Here is a 16,842-nt window from a genome sequence, read left to right on the forward strand (position 1 = left end):
TCAATTCATTCTATCCTTTCCTTTTAAAAACTGCAGCTTTTCGCTACTTGATGAAAATCCGCCGACCCAGGGGGTGAACGAAGAAAGATCCTCCTCCACCACTTCCGATTTCATCCTATCCAGTTGAGTTTCCATCAACGTCCTTAAGTGGTCGGTCCTTTCTTTCCGTCCGCCATGCAGGGGCGGGGCATCTTTCAATCGAATGAACAGCTCCGGGCGCTGGTGGTGACGGAAGGTATAATAGAATGTGACGAGGACCACCGACACTTCTGGAACTTTTCCTATCAGGTAGCCCGGTCCATTAAAGAATGTAAGGGGACGCTTCTCCACGTGCTCCTCATCCCCTTGAGGGAAGATCCATACCGTTTTATCCTCCTTGAGGCGCTCTTCAGCGTAGCGTAAAGACGCAACCACTTCCCTTGAAGAATCCCGATCCACTGAAAACGCCCCTATTTTCCGGAAGAATCCGTATTCTTCCATCCCTTTGCGGCTCATCATGGCATAGCTGTCCCCTTTCACCACATGCCGGTTCAAATAAAACACCAGTAGCCCGTCCCACCAGCTGGAGTGATTCACGAGCATAAGCCCCTGCCCTTTCCTTTGACGATCATCATCCAGCCAGATCCGGTGAAAATGCTTTTTCAATTGAAAGGTTAAATATCCTGACAGGATCCGTTGGAATGCCGGACTTTTTTTAGGCTCTATCATAGGATTCCCTCCATATCTTCCTGATGATCAACATGATGCCATATACAGTAAGCGTCACGAAGACCGCAAGCCATAGGCCTTCCACCATGGAAGTGACCACGAACATTCCGACGACCATCCCATATAACCACCTCATCCTCCGGCTCCAGCCCTTTGGGAATGACGTATCCCTCAAAAGGTAGTAGAGGAAGAATTGGATCACGAAAGATACATAGAACCAGCCAAGGAAGTTTTGCGTTGGAATATCATAATAAATGCCGTCCCCCTCCCAGATCCAGTATTGCCTGCCTTTGTAGGCAACTGGATCGATGATGAGATCCATCGTGACCGCAAGGATTGAAGTGGCAATGCTGTACAACAAGGCGTTCTTCACGGTTTTCTTCCCGTTCAGCATCCACTCGAAGTACGCCATACTCGTGAATATGACCATCACCCATGCGAAGCCGATCGTAACGGGGACTCCGAAGAGCTGGATGCCGAAATCTTTTTCATAATGATATGACCCGAAGATCCATCCGTAATGGACTCCGAGTGATTCGGCGGCAATGGTCCCTATGATGATGATGGCAGAAAGCCAGTAACCCATTCCCCTTTTAAATACCATGCCGGCATACAAGACGGCCAGAAATCCCGAAAGATATAAAAAAACGGCATTCGCCCATTGAAGTGCAGGCGGAAGCCAGTCAAGGGAAACAAGCACGAGTCCGACTCCATACCAGACCAAAAATACGATCCACACCCAATTCTTCCATCTATCTTCCACGGCGTTCCCTCTTTTCAAGATTGGATTTTTTCACCTGTCACCCCTATTCTGTGGTACAGTATGATAGTGCATTTTTCGCAGATTAAAGGAGAGTACGCCATGAATGAAACTTCATCCATCCCCCAAAAAATCAAACAGCTAATGGTCATCCTCATCCCCATCCTGATTACTCAGTTGGCGATGTTTTCCATGAATTTTTTCGATACGATCATGTCGGGGAAATATTCCCCAGCGGATCTGGCAGGGGTCGCCATCGGATCATCCCTTTGGGTTCCGATCAGCACCGGTTTGACCGGCATTCTTCTCGCAGTCACACCGATTGTGGCTCAACTGATCGGGGCCAAACAGAAACGGGACGTCCCTTCCACCGTTCTTCAAGGCAGTTATGCCGCCATCTTCTTGTCTATCCTGGTATTCATCATCGGGCATTGTTGATCAGACCGATCCTGAATGGAATGAATTTGGAGTCGGATGTCCGGGAGGTGGCATATGCGTATCTTGTTGCCATTTCCATCGGGATCCTCCCCCTCTTCCTCTATACGGTCTTCAGGTCATTCATTGATGCACTGGGCATGACCCGTGTGACGATGGTTATTACATTGATGAGCCTGCCGATTAATGTGATCCTGAACTACCTGTTCATCTTCGGTAAGTGGGGATTCCCCGAATTAGGAGGTGCAGGGGCAGGGTATGCTACTGCCATCACCTATTGGGTGATCGCCTTCATCGCCTTTTGGGTGATCCATACGAAGCAGCCCTTTAACGATTACCGGATATTCAGGGTGATTCCGCTTCCTGAATGGAACAAGCTGAAGGAGCTCTTAACGATGGGAGTCCCCATCGGCCTGTCAATCTTTTTTGAGGTTAGCATCTTTTCGGCGGTGACGCTTTTGATGAGCAACTACAGCACGATGGTCATTGCAGCCCATCAGGCAGCCATCAACTTTGCATCCTTCCTGTACATGATCCCCCTCAGCATCTCCATGGCCCTTACGATCGTCGTAGGGTTCGAGATCGGGGCCAAGCGGGTGAAGGATGCGAGAGTTTATAGCTGGATCGGGGTTTCATTCGCCCTTCTCCTTGCCCTTATTTACGGCGCATTGCTCCTTACCTTCAAGTCCGATATTGCATTTTTATATACCGACGACCTCCATGTACGGGAACTGATCGGCCATTTCCTGCTCTATGCTGTGTTCTTCCAGCTCTCAGATGCGGTTCAGGCCCCTGTCCAAGGTGCACTTCGGGGCTATAAGGACGTGAATATCACCTTTGTGATGGCGCTGATTTCCTATTGGGTAATCGGGCTGCCGCTTGGTTATGTACTAGCCAATTACACGGCATGGGGACCGTATGGGTATTGGCTCGGTCTTACATCGGGACTCACCGCCGGGGCCATCACATTATCCATTCGCCTGATTGCCATTCAGCGCAGGTCGATAAAAACAGCCACGTCCCGCTAAGTGCTATGAAATCATAGATGAGGAGAGATGAGCCGTTCCGGCTCATCTCTTTTTTTTATAACCCTTCCTGATGAAAGACCTTCCCCAGCACATCCTTCCCCCCTGTCACAGGGATGATCGAGCCGGTGATGAAATCGGATTCCTCACTGCACAGGAAGGCAATAACACGTGATAGGTCTTCTCCCGTTCCCGGGCGCCCCACGGGTGTCGATTCATCTTCCTCTCCCCGTGCTTCACTGATTGAACGTTCCTTCCATTCGGGTACGATGTCACCCGGGCATACCATATTCACCGTGATGCCGTTGGCGGCTTCTTCCATTGCAAGGGTCCTCGTAAAGGATGCAAGCCCCGCCTTGGCAGCTGCAAAGGCAGAGCGGTAGATCCATCCCGGAGCCGTCTCCACGCGGTCATAGCCGAAGGTGACGATCCTACCCCAGCCTTTTCCACGCATATGTGGGATCAAGAGTCTGGTTAAGTAAAACACCGCATTGAGGTTGCCTGCGATGATATAATTCCATTCACCCGGACTGTACTCATCAAACGTCTTTCGATCTTTGACGAAGGGACCTGCGTTGTGTATGAGAATATCGACTCCTTCGACCTCATGTGACAGTTCTTCCACCATCCGGGAACAGTCCGCCTCGTCCGCGATGTCACCCTTGACAGAAAAGACCCTGTTTCCATATGTATCATGAAGCTGTTTTGTAAGCTCCTGCACTTCTTCTTCATGTTTTCGATAATTGAGTATGACGGTGTGTCCTTTTCGGGAAAATTCTTCTGCTGTTTTCTTTCCGATCCCCTTCGAACCACCAGTAATGAACACTACTTTTTCTTTCATCAAGCTAGATCCACTCCACGTCTCACTTTATACCTTAATAGTATGGACCAGAGGGCCGAAATGCAAATGTAAGCTCTTTTTTATTCACGAATGAACGCCCGGGTACCATACCCGGGCGTTCATTCGTGAATCGATTATTTGCTGATGAATTGTTGTGTCCAGTAGTTACCTTCTTCAACATAACCCACACCGATGTGTGTATAGTCTGAGCTCATGATGTTTTTGCGGTGTCCTTCACTGTTCATCCATGCTTGAACGACTTCTTCAGGTGTCTGTTGACCCTGGGCGATGTTTTCACCTGCCGCTTTGTATTGGATTCCGAATTGCTTCATCATGTCGAATGGAGATCCGTAAGTCGGGCTGTTGTGATCGAAGTAGTTGTTCTTTTGCATATCTTTTGACTTTTCCTTCGCAACCTTGCTCAACTCGGCATCCACTTTCAAAGCAGGAAGTCCTTGTTTCGCACGCTCTTGGTTTGTCAATTCCACTACTTTTTGCTCATACTGGCTCAATTGGCCGCTCTCATCAGAGGCTTTTTGCTCAGATTGCTTTGGTTGTTCCTGCTTTGCAGGTGCCTGTTGCTGCTGAGCTTTTGGCGCTTCTGCTTTTGGTGCATCTGCTTTTGGAGCTTGGGCTTGAGGAGCTTCCGCTTTAGGTGCCTCTGCTTTTGGTGCTTCCTGTTGATTTTCAGGTGCCGGAATGCTACCGTTCATGCAATCTTGTACGTTGATGGCTTTTCCATCCATTTGATATTTTGAAAGGATATCCTGCATCCATTTATTCAAATCTTCTTGATTAGCAAACTGTTGCGCATTCACGTTTGTATTTACTTTAGCCTGGTCCATTCCAGCGGCGTCTGCTTTGCCTCCGGCGAATGGTGCTGCAAGGAATGTAAATGCTGTTGCTGTCGTGATAACCAATTTCTTGTTCATAGGTGTGTGTGCCTCCTTAATGAATGTGTTTTTCCTGGTGCAAAAACATCATACCATCAAGTTTTTGTTACATTTACGGGAGATGTTGGCAGCTCACCGATAATTGTCGGGATTGAAAGACAATTCTCCTCTAGTACTTTAGTAATCACCGAAACTAAAGGGTATAAAGACTCACCGGATGGTTTGCTTTCATTTCCAACACAAGAAATTCATCTCTCCCGCACCTAATAATTACCTGAACAAGAAGATTGACAACTTTATGAACGGCGTTCCTCTGTGACATTTGTTACAGGTTTTTTTCAATGATTTCTATATGAAGCAGCTCAGATCAACTCTGACATGACCAGTATATGACACTGTATCAGTTTCTCTTTTACTTCTGCCGGAAAGGGAGAGTCACTAATTCGTTTGGTGGCCAAATAGAACTTGTCCAACGGTCCCTTTCTGATCCGGGGGTGGCTGAACTCATCCTGAAGCTCCCGCTTGATTGCTTCGCGGAGGACCTCCAGCGGCTCCCTGCCCCCATGCTCGAGGCGGCGGCCCTTATACATGTTCCTATATGCTTCCAGAAGTTCTTCGGATGTCATCATTTCCTCTCCTTTTTACATATTATCTGATTTATCAAGGTACACTATCCATAAAACCCGAAAGGTGGAATCTCGATGTCGACACCATACCGTTGTCCGAGTTGTAAAACAAATCGCACCCGTTTCAACATTATACAGCAGCTCTCTCAGAGTGTTAAACTGGACCCTGCTTCCGGAGAAGTGGTGCAACAATACGAAAGTGGTCAGTTGGAACCCTTTCACCTGGCCTATAATGGACCCGATAAGAAGATTCAATGCGCTGCATGCGGACTTGTGGAAGACGAAATGACCTTTAAAAAGTTCGGGGAGTCCCACTGAGATGGTATCATGAATCCAAAAAGCTGACCCTTTCACAGGATCAGCTTTTTTGTTATTCATTAACAGCTTTTTGTGGTTCGCTCTCTTCTTTATTGCTCATCCGCAAAGGGATTTCCTGGATGAAGAAGGTCAACAGGAACCCGGCGAAGAGGATGATCGCCCCAATAAGGAAGACGTTCGTCAATGCGTAGCTCAGTGCTTCCCTCACACCTGATATGATCGTATCAAATACACCGCTCAGTTCTGAAGGAAGCGTCTTTTCTATTTCTTTGAGCTTGTCGGCACTCATGATCAATTGTGGATCCTGGAGTTTTTCGAGCCCCTTTGCAGCGTCCGGGTTGGACAGGAGGGGCGATTCTTTGACCGCTCCCATCTGCTCACTCATCTTATTCGCCATGGACTGGTTCATGACGGTTCCCATGATGGCCACCCCGATTGTTCCGCCAATTTGACGGAAAAGCTGTGTGGCTGCCGTCGCGACTCCAAGGAACTGGTGGGCAACGGCGTTCTGCACGGTCAGGGTGAAGACCGGGAAGCTAAGCCCGAGTCCGGTGCCGACGATGATGATATTGATCAGGGCCCTGGCATTCGTCGTGTCAGTATCCATGAATGACAAAAGAACCATCCCGCTGCTCATCACAAAAAGTCCGATAAGGGCCAGGAACTTGTATCGCCCCGTTTTGGTGATGATCTGACCGCCGATGGCACTGGCGAGCACCATGCTGAGGGTCATCGGCATCATGACGAGTCCCGACTTGGTGGCGGATGTTCCCATGACCCCCTGAATGAAGAAGGGCATGTACATGATGGCACCGAACATCCCGGCCCCAAGGATGAAACCGATCATATTGGACAGGGTGAAGATCCTGTTTTTAAACAGACCAAGGGGCAGTACCGGATTCGACGCATTCTTCTCAGTGACGATGAAGAGGATCAGTGCGATGATGGCACCTCCAAGGAGGCCGAGTATCTGGACAGACAGCCAATCATAGTCATTCCCGCTCCATGTGAACGCAAGGAGAAGCGGGATGATGGTGAGTGAGAGCATGACGGAGCCCAGATAGTCCACCTTCTGCCCTTTTTTTGCCTTCTGGGATGGAAACATTTTATAAATCATGCCAAAAGCGATGAAGCCTACCGGCAGGAATACCCAGAATACCCAGTGCCAATTGGCATTATCGACGATCCAACCACCCAGGGTTGGCCCAAAGACGCTGGCAAGACCGAAAACCGAACTCATGAGTCCCTGCCATTTCCCGCGCTCTCTCGGAGGGAACAGATCCCCTACTGCAGTGAAGGCCGTGGACATGATCATCCCTGCACCGAAGCCTTGGATGCCCCGGAATAGGATGAGCTGAAAGATCGATCCCGATAGACCATTCAGGAAGGAGCCGACCATGAACACCCCGATTCCGAGAAGGATGAACGGTTTACGCCCGTACATATCCGACAGTTTTCCCACCAGGATGGCCGTGACCGAGCTGGTGAGCATGAAAATGGTGAAGACCCAGCTATAGTAATCCATTCCACCGATTTCGGAAATGATCCTTGGAAGCGCCGTACCGACAATGGTCTGATTCAATGCGGCGAATAACATAGCTGACATGATGGCGATCATGATCATGACTTTCTTTTTATGTTCCAAATGTTCCAATTCATTCCCCTCCTATACCATTCGGTTGCAAAATAGTTCAACGAGTGAAGTAATGGGCAGAAAAGGAGGGGCGACCGGATCGTTCCGGTCATCCCCTTCCTACGAATGACGTTTCGGATGACTTAACAGCTTTTCAAATAGATGCGTGAAAATGCGGATTTCTTCCTCATCGAACGTGTGGAACAGATCCTGGAAATACTCCGATTTCCGCTCTTCACATTTGGCCAGTACTTCCTCACCACTTTTGGTGATCTGCAGCTCTACGACCCGGCGATCTTCATTGGATCTTTGTCTCGTGATATGTGATTTTTCTACGAGGGCATCGGTGATGGAAGTGATGTGGCTCGCTGAAACTTCCATCCTCTTTGATATTTCCGAGGACTTCAGGGCCCCGTTCTCACGAATGAGCTGAAGGACACGGAATTCCCCATTGGATAGGTATTGTCCGAAGATGTTTCTCACATCTGCCTTCATCATTCGGAATACGGATACGAATAATCGCTCTAACTCAAATAAGTCTTTCCCCAATTCTAATCGACCTTTCCTACGGTTATTGAATAATTCAGTGTGTTAACTATTAAATCATAGACCTTTTTCCTCTTCTTGTCAATCATCTTTCCAGGCTTTTAAGGGAGGAGATGATCCGTTCCCGATCAAGTCCTTCGCCGATGACGACAAAGTTGGTCGGGTAGTTCATGTCCCCAGGCATGTATAGGGGCATGCCGTATGAGTATTGGAAGAGCGTCGGGTGCTTCCTTCCCTGAAGCGGAATATAGCCTTTCATCCTATAGATGGACTCTTGATGGGCATGGACCCATTTTTCAAAGTCTTCACCGCTCACCCCCGCTTCAAACGTATGGACGACCGCCTGAAGCGTCAGGGTATGGCCTTCTCCCCCCTCATAACGATCTTTTTTCGTCATGGAGGTGATGGCCTCTACAGGCACTTTCGAATGGCTCGTTAAATAAATCGAAGCGCCTGGATTCAGTTGTTGAAGATCATACGCAAACGTCCCCTGTTCCATTTCAGTCAAAAGGTCAACCTTGTTGGCGACAAGGAAACTTGCATGACGGATCTGTTCCCTCATGAGGTGTAGGACAGAAGGACTGAAACTCCCCCGTTCTCTCCATTGAAGACCGTCGACCACGGTGAGGATGCCCTTGAAGTCGAAACGATCTGCAAAAAGCGGTGAGAGAATCGAGTCGACCACCTCTACAGGATGGGCGGCACCCGTCGTTTCGATGACCAATGCACCGAAATCTTCCTTCATCAGCAGATCTTGAAGCTGGGATTCAAGTTTATCCGAGAGGGTGCAGCAGATGCATCCGTCAAGCATCTCCCTCAAAGCCGTATCTTGATCCACTTCATCGCTGTCGATCGAGACACTTCCAAGCTCATTCATCAGGACCGCGGGTTTTGTCCCCTCTGCTTTCAATGATTCGAGCAACCCTTTCAGCAAGGTTGTCTTTCCGCTTCCGAGGAAGCCCGATAATATGTAGACATCTTTCTTCATGAATACGTTCCTCTTTTCTTTTTTCACCGGACTACAAAGACTCTATGATCAATCATTCCTTCGGATTCACGGTGATAGTCTCTATATACTATTTTAGTCAATTCGAGCCGTTATGACAATGAAAGCAATCCCCCCTGATTTTCAGGACACAGCCATAAAGGGCGACCTGGCGCATAAAATGTAGGTATAGACCAAAGGAAAAGAGGTCGACCCCATTGTTTCATGACAAGATTGTGCCTCAGACATTGAAGGAATTCCTGATCAGCCCGTCTAGGGAGAACCTGAAAGAATTGTTGTTGAATAATACGGGTGAATCGGATTATGTTGACTTCAAATCCAGCTGGGTCGAGTGGACCAAGCTTGCCAAGCATATCCTAGCGATCTCGAATTCAGGCGGTGGGTGCCTGATCCTCGGGGTCAGACAGGAAGATGACGGCAGTCTTACACTGAGAGGGCTGGCGGATGAAGACTTTTATGATAAAGCCGATGTGGACAATAAGCTTCAACATTTACTTCCGAGTTATCTTACGTACAGGACGGAAGATTACCTTTTCCCGAGTGAAGTTGATCCCCTGTTGCACTCAAAACGCTTTCAGGCCCTGATTATTGAATATGATCCCCGGTATGTCCCCTTCACTTCTGTCGTCACCAAGGGGGAACTCAGGGACGGGGCCATCTATGTGAGACAAGGCACGAAAACCATCGAAGCAGGGAATGAACATCTTGTAGATATCATCATGAAGAAGGTTCACTTGAACGGCTTTGAAAGGAGCATGAAATCCCTTGAAGAGCACCTCACGGATTTACGGACGTTGCTCAGGGAGTTCCACTCTTCCCAGGATGATCTATATCGACATTATGTGGGGGAATGGATCACGAGAAAAAAACAGAAAATCGAAAAGGTACTCGGTCTCGATACCTTTCCATAACAAAAAAATGCCCCGGTACGTCACCGGGGCATCATGATGATCAATTCTTCTTATTGAGCTGTTCCACTGCTTTTTTGAACTGTGGATCGTTCTTCTGCAGTTTTTCCCTCAAGCTATCCATCAGCTGAATGATTGTATCGGAATCAAGCTTTCCGGTGACCTTCAGCTTTTTGCTTTCCTGGAACTTCTCCACTGCCTTCGTTGTGTCTTCGTCGTAATAGCCATCAACGTTACCAGGGTTGAAGTCAAGGGCATTCAGCATCTGTTCTGCTGTCTTCACCTGATCGGAAAGGTCTGATTCCTTCAGTTCCTTGTCAGGATTCAAGTATGGCAATTCAGCATAATCCGGCATCTTCACTTCCACGGTCGGCTTGATTCCCTTCTCATGGATCCAGTTGCCATCCGGGGTCAGCCACTTGGCAGTCGTGAATTTCATGTTGGATCCGTCCTTGAACTCTTCAGCCGTCTGTACGGTTCCTTTCCCGAACGTCTTCGTTCCGATCAACGGGATGTCATTGGATTCACTTACGGCAGCCGCAAGGATCTCGGCCGCACTGGCACTGCCCCCATCGATGAGGACGGCTGTAGGGATATCGATTTTATCTCCGCCCTCAGCAACGTATTTCTCGACTTTGCCGTTACTGTCCTCCACCTGGAACATCACTTCCCCTTCAGGTACGAAGAGGTTTGAGATCTTGATGGCCTGGTCCAAAAGCCCACCTGGGTTCTGCCTTAGGTCGAGGACCACCTTTTTCATGCCCTTATCGTTCATTTCATTCAATGCCTCTGTCAGTTCCTTATACGTGTGCTCAGAGAATGAAGTGATCTGGATCTTCGCGACCCCATCCCCTTCCATTTCTGCATACACGGTCTCAATTGGGATCTCATCACGGGTGATGGTCACTTCCATTGATTTGTCCTGACCCGGCCGCTGCACGGTGAGGGTGACTTTCGAGCCTTTTTCCCCTCTGATCAACAGAACGGCTTCCGATACGGACATCCCTTGGATGCTTTTATCGTCGACCTTCAGGATCTTATCGTTCGGTTTGAGTCCTGCCGATTCGGCGGGTGACCCTTTAATCGGGGATACGATGGCGATATAGCCGTCTTTCTCCTGGATTTCAGCTCCGATTCCTTCAAAAGAAGATGAGATGCTCTCATCGAATTTCTTCGCTTCATCTTTGTCCATATAATCGGAGTACGGATCCCCCACGCTTTCGATCATGCCGTTGATCGCGCCGTCGATGAGCGTATCTTTATCAAGGTCCTTGTAATAATTCTCGTTCAGTTTGTCATAAGCGTCGTATAGCTTCGTGAATTCCGATCGATCGGTCACTCCGACATTCACGGCTTTTTCATCACCGAAGGCCAGGGCAAAGGTGGTGATTCCTGCTGTGGCGAATACGAGGATGAAAATCAGCATGACGAATTTAAATTTCTTCATTTTAATGACATTCGATTCTTGCTGGGGTGATTGATCTGTCTTGTCCTGTTCCAATGCTTCCACCACTTTCATTGCTATGTATCATCGTGTTTTCGACTGGTCATGAAGCCCATAAGGCCATCATGAGATTATAACCTCTTCATTCTATCAGCTTTTATCCATTAGCGAAAGGAAAATCCATCATTATGGGTAGGATATGCCAAAAGTGTCGTAAAAAAACCGACCGTGCTGATGGCGACCAGCGAATGAAGGAATGCTTCCCCTCCGATGATCGAAAGACCAGCCAAAAGAACGATGCTGTCAAAGAGGAAGATGACCTTCCCGGGATTGAGTCCGAATCCCCTCCCGAGGAGCTGTGCCAGCAAATCGCTGCCCCCAGTCGCTGCCCCCACCCTCAACATCAATCCGATCCCGATCCCGACGGTAGCACCACCAAGCAGTGCACACCCCAAGGGGGGCAGGTATACGCGGTCGCTCAAGGGCCGTAGCCAGTCAATCATCAGGGAGGAGAACCACAGGCCGTGGACACTTCGATAGAATAGGCTGCGATCTTTATAAAAGGCAATGGCATAGAGGGGGATGCTTAAACCGATGATTGTCAGCCCCGGCGGCAGGCCAAACCAGTAATAGGTCAGGAGCCCGAGCCCGATCATGCCTCCATCAAGAAAATGATGGGGCACGAAAAACATATTGATCCCTGAAGCCACGAGCAGGCTGCCGATTGCGATCGAGATACCCGATTTCATGTTTGCTCCCCCCCTTGTCCTGCCAACTACCCCTAGTCTATGTAGGTGAGCCTGGATTCAGACATAAAGAAATAGGTTGGGACAAAACAAAAAGGTTCCATTTTATGACGAACACGATCAGTATGGGTTCTTAATACAGTTCATGATTTCCGTGCAAGACTTCGCTTTCGGCGGGTAGCCCGTGAGCCACCTCGGCATGAGTCTCTCATAAGCTACTTTTCCCGCAGGAGTCTCCGTTTTGCACTCAAATCAACCGATGAAAACAAATTAAAAGCCCGAATTCATTTGCCTGATCGCAGGCAAATGAATTCGGGCTTTACTATGACTAAAACACGTTTGTCACAGCCTAGTTCATCATATTTCCTTCACATGATCAAAATATTCTTCCAACGTCCAATCCTTATCATACATGACCTTGGCCGCTTCTTTTCCGACATAGCGGAAGTGCCACGGTTCATATTGATATTTCGTGATGTCTTCCTTGTCTTCAGGGTAGCGAAGGATGAATCCGTACTCATGGGCATGCTCGGCAAGCCATTTTCCTTCCTTGGTTTCCCCGAACGGGATATCGATTTGGAATTGATGGCTTTGACTTGAAATATCCATGGCCAAGCCCGACTGGTGTTCACTGTTTCCAGGAGGAGCGACGGCCATTACCGCTTTTTTCTCTCCATATTGTTCTTTCTCCCTGTCGAGGAGCATTTTTTGATAATCATACGACCTGTATCCGGAGATAGCGGTCAGATAAAGATTGTCCTTTTTGGCACCGGCGAACATGTCTTCAAGATGTTCTGCCGCTTCTTTACGCAGATGGGCTTTTTCCAGGTCCTCTTCGCCGAAAACGAACGGAACGTCCGGACGTACGAGGTCATCCGGTTTGTATTCACCCAGCCCATAATCCTTATTGACCATGGCGAGGATGTTGGAAGGGTTCTGGATGATGGCATGGCCATCCACTTCCTTGATATCGTTGAAGAACCGGGCATCCAACTGAAGCTCAGGAGGGACGGTCTCTTCCGGTGCGGAGGCTTTTTCCTGTTCATCCGCAGGTGTTTGTTCAGGTTTTTTTTCGTCTTGTTGTTTTTCTTCTGTCTGATCTTTTTTACCTGTAAGATCATTAGACCAGTCCTTGACTTGCTGACATCCTGAAAGCAGGACGAGGGATGCAGCAGAGACCATGATGATCTTTTTCATACTTTCACCTAGTTTCTATTTTGATTGCATTTAACATATTACCATTAATTTTTGATTCTGTAAGCAGGAGAAACTTCACAAAATAAAGACTGCGCTCCCCCAAGTTTTGGGAAAACGCAGTCTATTCAGCATGATGTTACGCCTTGATGGCCGCTTCAAGGGCCACTTCGATCATATCGTTGAAGGTAGTCTGTCTTTCATCTGCAGAAGTTTCTTCACCTGTGATGATGTGATCGCTCACCGTCAGGACGCTCAGTGCATTCCGGCCGTATTTGGCAGCCAATGTGTAAAGGGCGCTTGTCTCCATTTCAATGGCAAGGATTCCGTACTGTGCCCACTTCTCATGTTCTGCATTGTCGTTATAGAACATGTCAGCCGTGAAGACATTTCCCACCTTCAGGCTCAACCCTTTTTCCAGCCCACTGTCGTAAGCACGTTTGAGAAGGTCGAAGTTTGCCGTCGGGGCATAGTCGATGCCATTGAAGGTCAGACGGTTCATTTGGGAATCGGTAGAAGATGTCATGGCGAGGATCACATCCCTGACTTTCACATCTTTTTGGATTGCGCCGCATGTCCCGACCCGGATCAGGTTCTGCACATTGTAGCTCTGCATCAATTCATTGATATAGATCGAGATCGACGGGACACCCATACCTGTTCCCTGGACCGAAATCCGTTGTCCTTTGTATGTTCCCGTATATCCAAACATATTGCGGACTTCATTGTAGCAGACAGGATTGTCCAGAAACGTCTCAGCTATATATTTTGCCCGTAGGGGATCTCCCGGTAAAAGGACCGTTTCTGCAATTTCGTTTTCTTTCGCACCAATATGTACACTCACCATTCATTCCTCCTGATTGTAGGTCTATGAACCTCCATTGTAATCCTTTTCAACGGTCGTGACAATGGGGGAGGAGAAAATGGTGAATGGGATATTACTGAAGGATGACCCTGTTCACCTGGGCCCAGCCATCGGATTGAAGACGATAATAGAAATGCCCCTTCCTTCCCTCATCGATGAAGACGATGTCTCTCGAGGTCAGGTATCGGCCCTTGAAATCCTTCGGCATCAGGTCGGACACATTGAACATGCGGAATGTTCGATAAAGGGCATCTGCATGGTCATCTGCTTCAATGGATACTCGATACACATTTCGATAACCTTTATCTTCCCCGTAGGATGGCGTTTGGAAGATGGTCATATCATAGGTCGTACGGGATCGCTTCGGGCGCATCATTCTATCAAGAGTCAGCATGGTCATCCCTCCAAAAGATCTTTTCAGATGTATTAGACAAACGAGCTGTCGAATCCTTCATCGACTGGTGGGAACCTTTGTCGAAACGTTATGAGCAGACGCGGTCGATAGCCTTCTGGATGATCCGTTTAAGGTCAGGTGCATCTGAGGCATTCACGTGAAGTGTGACGATCGTTTCGTCCATATCAAGTGCTTCCGCCAAGAAGCCCCCGAGTCCCCTTGCCCTGCGATCCACTTCAAGGAGAATTTCCACCCTGTCCCTGGACTGCTCGTTGAACATGACTTCCAATTCGTCCAGCTTGCCCGCATAAGGTCCGTTCATGGGGACGAACTCAAACTCCTGGATGAAGGGATACTGTCTCCGAAGACGTTTCGGTGCTTGTTCACACTCCACTTTCCGCGTTCTGAAACCGAGCTCCTGAATTGCGGAGAGAACTGATTCCTTCAGAGGGTGAGGGGCGATCTCGATATAATCCTTATCTTTAGGATCAATGGAATTTTTAATATCCATACCCGTTGATACCCAGACTTTCGTATTGCCGTAGGTGACGGGTGTTTCATAAGACAAATCAAAGGCGAAAGGGATCTCTTTCCTCTCATTCCCGTTGATGATGAACGGTTCCGCGACCTTAATTTTCTGGATGATCGCATGATCCGTGAACTTTTTATCATCAGATTCACGGATGTACGTGGTATGCAGGGTGAGATAGATGGCATCCACCTCCTGCTGCGTGCTTCCTCCCTTGATCTCGATCATGCCTTGTATCCTTTCACCGGCCACATAGTGTGACTTCTCCAGCACTGTGTCCACCGTTGCAGCCCCGATACCGATTGTAGCGAGGACTTTATTAAAAAACGACATGTTGGTTCCCCCTCCGGAAATAGTTACAGACTTCCTTTAAGATGTTTCTCCCCTCTCGTCCCATAATCCTTCTTTTTATCGTGCAGATGGATCAGTATTGCCAAGTCCGGGGTATAATGCCTCGATGAATAAAATAGCTTAAGAGTACATGATTCAAGAAAGGAGCGGGAGTCATGTCACGAAAAATGCGCGGTACTGTCATCAACGGGACCATTCCCCTGCTGCCTGTCCAGGAAGTTGAAGTCATCCTTCAGCCTTGGCAAGAGGATCAACCCATCCTATTCTTTCCCGATGACAGGAAGAGGCTTCATCACATGGAAGGGCAGACAACCCTCGGGAACAGGGATAATTTGACCCGCACGGCGAGATATTTGAGCTTCTACCGGAAACACCCGGAGATCCATTGGGTATTCCTTGCCCATATGGTATCACGGAACGCCGGCTATTATATGACCGATCTCCGGGGGAGCCTTCTATCGGGTGTCATGCCAAGAAGGATCCAGAGAGAATTCTTTTCGTTCCTTGAAACATGCAATGCGGCGATCTTTGAGGATGCCTATCCCCAGCTGATGCTTTATGAAGAATGGAAGGAGAGGGGGTCATGCAACTGGTCCCTCCTGTCAAAATTCCAGGTATCGTCCTTCATGAAGCCTTTTTGGCAGGCATTTTTCAAATCGGGTGATAGCAGCCTTCTCACAACTGCACTGATCATCAATGAACAGATGCTCATCGAAAATCGGATCGTTTCACAGTGGATGGACCAGAAAGATCTGACCAGGTGGTTATTCACCCTTCAGGATTCACTCGGTCTCACATCGATTCTTTTCCCATACGGAGAAGGTCCTTCCCATTCCCTGGCCGGCCAAATAATCTATGGATTTGACGATGTCCACGCGCGGATCGAGGCAGGTAAGAAGCTTTACAGGATCTTATTCCACCCTCACATCCATCAGTCTTCCCTTCGATACGCCCTTTTGCGGCGCCATACCGCTTCCCGGCAGGATTACTGGCCCAGGGTGTATTCGAACACCCCCTCAAACATCCGTACATTATACAGCCCCCGCCTGGTGGACGCATGGCCGGATGCAATCCGCCTGCCCTATCCATCTCGCGATTGGTACAAAGGTGACCCGTCGGAGATCAAGCGGCATCTTATGGCCATCCCCCCTCCAGGCACTTTCACGCTGACGAAACGTTGGAGGAAGGCTGTATCGGGTATGCTGAAATCATCCTCAAAGGACTATTGACCGGTGGTCCCACCCAAAGACACAGCAAAAAGAGGGTCCCATCCAAGGGCTCCCTCTCCTAATTCCGGCCACTATTCTACTTCTTCTTCCCATTCCTCATCGATGATGGACTTGGCAATCAAATACTCGAAAGTGATATCAGCTAGTTCTTCGATTTCGGCTTCCGAAGGGACAAAGCCTCTTTCGACCAACTCTTTCATAAAGAAATCCGCAATTTCCTCCGTATCGATAAAGACTTCGATTTCTCGCATAAGATCGCCCCCTTTGATTCTCAATTTATGAGCCGTCCTCCCAGGTTATGACTATAAAAAAGTTTTCATAACATGGGAGGGACGGGCATACACTCTACTATTCAATCACGAACCGGACTGGTTCATAGAGGAGTGGAGTC

Annotated in this window: 18 protein-coding genes and 1 pseudogene; 4 read left to right on the forward strand and 15 right to left on the reverse strand. The window is 48.5% G+C overall.

Features of this window, described 5'->3' with window-relative positions:
* Complete coding sequence (locus tag D5E69_RS12845) at positions 1-708, reverse strand: lysophospholipid acyltransferase family protein (RefSeq protein WP_048005787.1); 708 nt, start codon at positions 706-708, stop codon at positions 1-3.
* Entirely contained in the window at positions 695-1,471 is a 777-nt protein-coding gene (locus D5E69_RS12850) for a carotenoid biosynthesis protein (protein ID WP_048014118.1), read from the reverse strand. The genes D5E69_RS12845 and D5E69_RS12850 overlap by 14 nt, the downstream gene beginning before the upstream one ends.
* 99 nt (positions 1,472-1,570) lie before the next feature.
* Between D5E69_RS12850 and D5E69_RS12855 the strand changes: the two are divergent.
* A pseudogene (locus D5E69_RS12855) lies at positions 1,571-2,931 on the forward strand (MATE family efflux transporter).
* Between the two features lie 55 nt (positions 2,932-2,986).
* Here D5E69_RS12855 and D5E69_RS12860 read toward each other — a convergent pair.
* From D5E69_RS12860 to D5E69_RS12870, 3 genes are all read right to left on the reverse strand, one after another.
* On the reverse strand, positions 2,987-3,769 hold the full coding sequence (locus D5E69_RS12860; RefSeq protein WP_048006356.1) for an SDR family oxidoreductase: 783 nt from the start codon (positions 3,767-3,769) through the stop codon (positions 2,987-2,989).
* A gap of 134 nt (positions 3,770-3,903) precedes the next feature.
* Positions 3,904-4,701 (reverse strand): CAP domain-containing protein, encoded by a 798-nt coding sequence (locus D5E69_RS12865; protein WP_048005790.1) that lies wholly within the window; start codon positions 4,699-4,701, stop codon positions 3,904-3,906.
* 323 nt (positions 4,702-5,024) lie between these two features.
* Positions 5,025-5,291, reverse strand: a complete 267-nt coding sequence (locus D5E69_RS12870; RefSeq protein WP_148795313.1) for a hypothetical protein — start codon at positions 5,289-5,291, stop codon at positions 5,025-5,027.
* A gap of 72 nt (positions 5,292-5,363) precedes the next feature.
* On the opposite strand from D5E69_RS12870, the gene D5E69_RS12875 reads away from it, so the two are divergent.
* On the forward strand, positions 5,364-5,606 hold the full coding sequence (locus tag D5E69_RS12875; RefSeq protein WP_048005792.1) for a hypothetical protein: 243 nt from the start codon (positions 5,364-5,366) through the stop codon (positions 5,604-5,606).
* 52 nt (positions 5,607-5,658) lie between these two features.
* Here D5E69_RS12875 and D5E69_RS12880 read toward each other — a convergent pair whose 3' ends face one another.
* From D5E69_RS12880 to D5E69_RS12890, 3 genes are all read right to left on the reverse strand, one after another.
* On the reverse strand, positions 5,659-7,260 hold the full coding sequence (locus tag D5E69_RS12880) for an MDR family MFS transporter (protein ID WP_159129757.1): 1,602 nt from the start codon (positions 7,258-7,260) through the stop codon (positions 5,659-5,661).
* Between the two features lie 99 nt (positions 7,261-7,359).
* A complete protein-coding gene (locus tag D5E69_RS12885; protein WP_231578998.1) occupies positions 7,360-7,788 on the reverse strand; it encodes a MarR family transcriptional regulator in 429 nt (142 codons plus the stop codon).
* A gap of 82 nt (positions 7,789-7,870) precedes the next feature.
* Positions 7,871-8,800, reverse strand: coding sequence for a CobW family GTP-binding protein (locus D5E69_RS12890; protein ID WP_249931487.1), 930 nt, complete (start codon positions 8,798-8,800; stop codon positions 7,871-7,873).
* A gap of 188 nt (positions 8,801-8,988) precedes the next feature.
* Here D5E69_RS12890 and D5E69_RS12895 point away from each other — a divergent pair, with 188 nt between their 5' ends.
* Entirely contained in the window at positions 8,989-9,702 is a 714-nt protein-coding gene (locus tag D5E69_RS12895) for an AlbA family DNA-binding domain-containing protein (protein WP_048005795.1), read from the forward strand.
* Between the two features lie 40 nt (positions 9,703-9,742).
* Here D5E69_RS12895 and D5E69_RS12900 read toward each other — a convergent pair whose 3' ends face one another.
* The 6 genes from D5E69_RS12900 to D5E69_RS12925 all read right to left on the reverse strand — a co-directional run bounded on the left by D5E69_RS12900 (position 9,743) and on the right by D5E69_RS12925 (position 15,204).
* A complete protein-coding gene (locus tag D5E69_RS12900) occupies positions 9,743-11,146 on the reverse strand; it encodes a lmo1851 family serine protease (RefSeq protein ID WP_331457948.1) in 1,404 nt (467 codons plus the stop codon).
* 161 nt (positions 11,147-11,307) lie between these two features.
* On the reverse strand, positions 11,308-11,892 hold the full coding sequence (locus D5E69_RS12905; protein ID WP_048005797.1) for a YitT family protein: 585 nt from the start codon (positions 11,890-11,892) through the stop codon (positions 11,308-11,310).
* Between the two features lie 354 nt (positions 11,893-12,246).
* Complete coding sequence (locus tag D5E69_RS12910; RefSeq protein WP_048005798.1) at positions 12,247-13,086, reverse strand: M15 family metallopeptidase; 840 nt, start codon at positions 13,084-13,086, stop codon at positions 12,247-12,249.
* Positions 13,087-13,222: 136 nt separating this feature from the next.
* Positions 13,223-13,927, reverse strand: coding sequence for a purine-nucleoside phosphorylase (gene deoD / locus D5E69_RS12915; RefSeq protein ID WP_048006358.1), 705 nt, complete (start codon positions 13,925-13,927; stop codon positions 13,223-13,225).
* Between the two features lie 94 nt (positions 13,928-14,021).
* Complete coding sequence (locus D5E69_RS12920; RefSeq protein WP_148795315.1) at positions 14,022-14,342, reverse strand: YodL domain-containing protein; 321 nt, start codon at positions 14,340-14,342, stop codon at positions 14,022-14,024.
* A gap of 88 nt (positions 14,343-14,430) precedes the next feature.
* Positions 14,431-15,204, reverse strand: a complete 774-nt coding sequence (locus D5E69_RS12925; protein ID WP_048005799.1) for a sporulation protein — start codon at positions 15,202-15,204, stop codon at positions 14,431-14,433.
* 173 nt (positions 15,205-15,377) lie between these two features.
* Here D5E69_RS12925 and D5E69_RS12930 point away from each other — a divergent pair, with 173 nt between their 5' ends.
* Entirely contained in the window at positions 15,378-16,451 is a 1,074-nt protein-coding gene (locus tag D5E69_RS12930) for a DUF2515 family protein (protein WP_159129759.1), read from the forward strand.
* A gap of 71 nt (positions 16,452-16,522) precedes the next feature.
* On the opposite strand, the gene D5E69_RS12935 is transcribed toward D5E69_RS12930, so the two are convergent.
* A complete protein-coding gene (locus D5E69_RS12935; protein ID WP_048005800.1) occupies positions 16,523-16,702 on the reverse strand; it encodes a YozD family protein in 180 nt (59 codons plus the stop codon).
* Positions 16,703-16,842: the final 140 nt, after the last annotated feature.

It is taken from the genome of Rossellomorea marisflavi (assembly GCF_009806575.1).
In the GTDB taxonomy this organism is placed as follows: Bacteria; Bacillota; Bacilli; order Bacillales; family Bacillaceae_B; genus Rossellomorea; species Rossellomorea marisflavi_A.

Coding starts and splice junctions, on each gene's coding strand:
- D5E69_RS12845 (WP_048005787.1), bottom strand. CDS start 708: ATGATAGAGCCTAAAAAAAGTCCGGCATTCCAACGGATCCTGTCAGGA.
- D5E69_RS12860 (WP_048006356.1), bottom strand. CDS start 3,769: ATGAAAGAAAAAGTAGTGTTCATTACTGGTGGTTCGAAGGGGATCGGA.
- D5E69_RS12865 (WP_048005790.1), bottom strand. CDS start 4,701: ATGAACAAGAAATTGGTTATCACGACAGCAACAGCATTTACATTCCTT.
- D5E69_RS12870 (WP_148795313.1), bottom strand. CDS start 5,291: ATGATGACATCCGAAGAACTTCTGGAAGCATATAGGAACATGTATAAG.
- D5E69_RS12875 (WP_048005792.1), top strand. CDS start 5,364: ATGTCGACACCATACCGTTGTCCGAGTTGTAAAACAAATCGCACCCGT.
- D5E69_RS12900 (WP_331457948.1), bottom strand. CDS start 11,146: ATGAAGAAATTTAAATTCGTCATGCTGATTTTCATCCTCGTATTCGCC.
- D5E69_RS12905 (WP_048005797.1), bottom strand. CDS start 11,892: ATGAAATCGGGTATCTCGATCGCAATCGGCAGCCTGCTCGTGGCTTCA.
- D5E69_RS12910 (WP_048005798.1), bottom strand. CDS start 13,086: ATGAAAAAGATCATCATGGTCTCTGCTGCATCCCTCGTCCTGCTTTCA.
- D5E69_RS12920 (WP_148795315.1), bottom strand. CDS start 14,342: ATGCTGACTCTTGATAGAATGATGCGCCCGAAGCGATCCCGTACGACC.
- D5E69_RS12925 (WP_048005799.1), bottom strand. CDS start 15,204: ATGTCGTTTTTTAATAAAGTCCTCGCTACAATCGGTATCGGGGCTGCA.
- D5E69_RS12930 (WP_159129759.1), top strand. CDS start 15,378: ATGTCACGAAAAATGCGCGGTACTGTCATCAACGGGACCATTCCCCTG.
- D5E69_RS12935 (WP_048005800.1), bottom strand. CDS start 16,702: ATGCGAGAAATCGAAGTCTTTATCGATACGGAGGAAATTGCGGATTTC.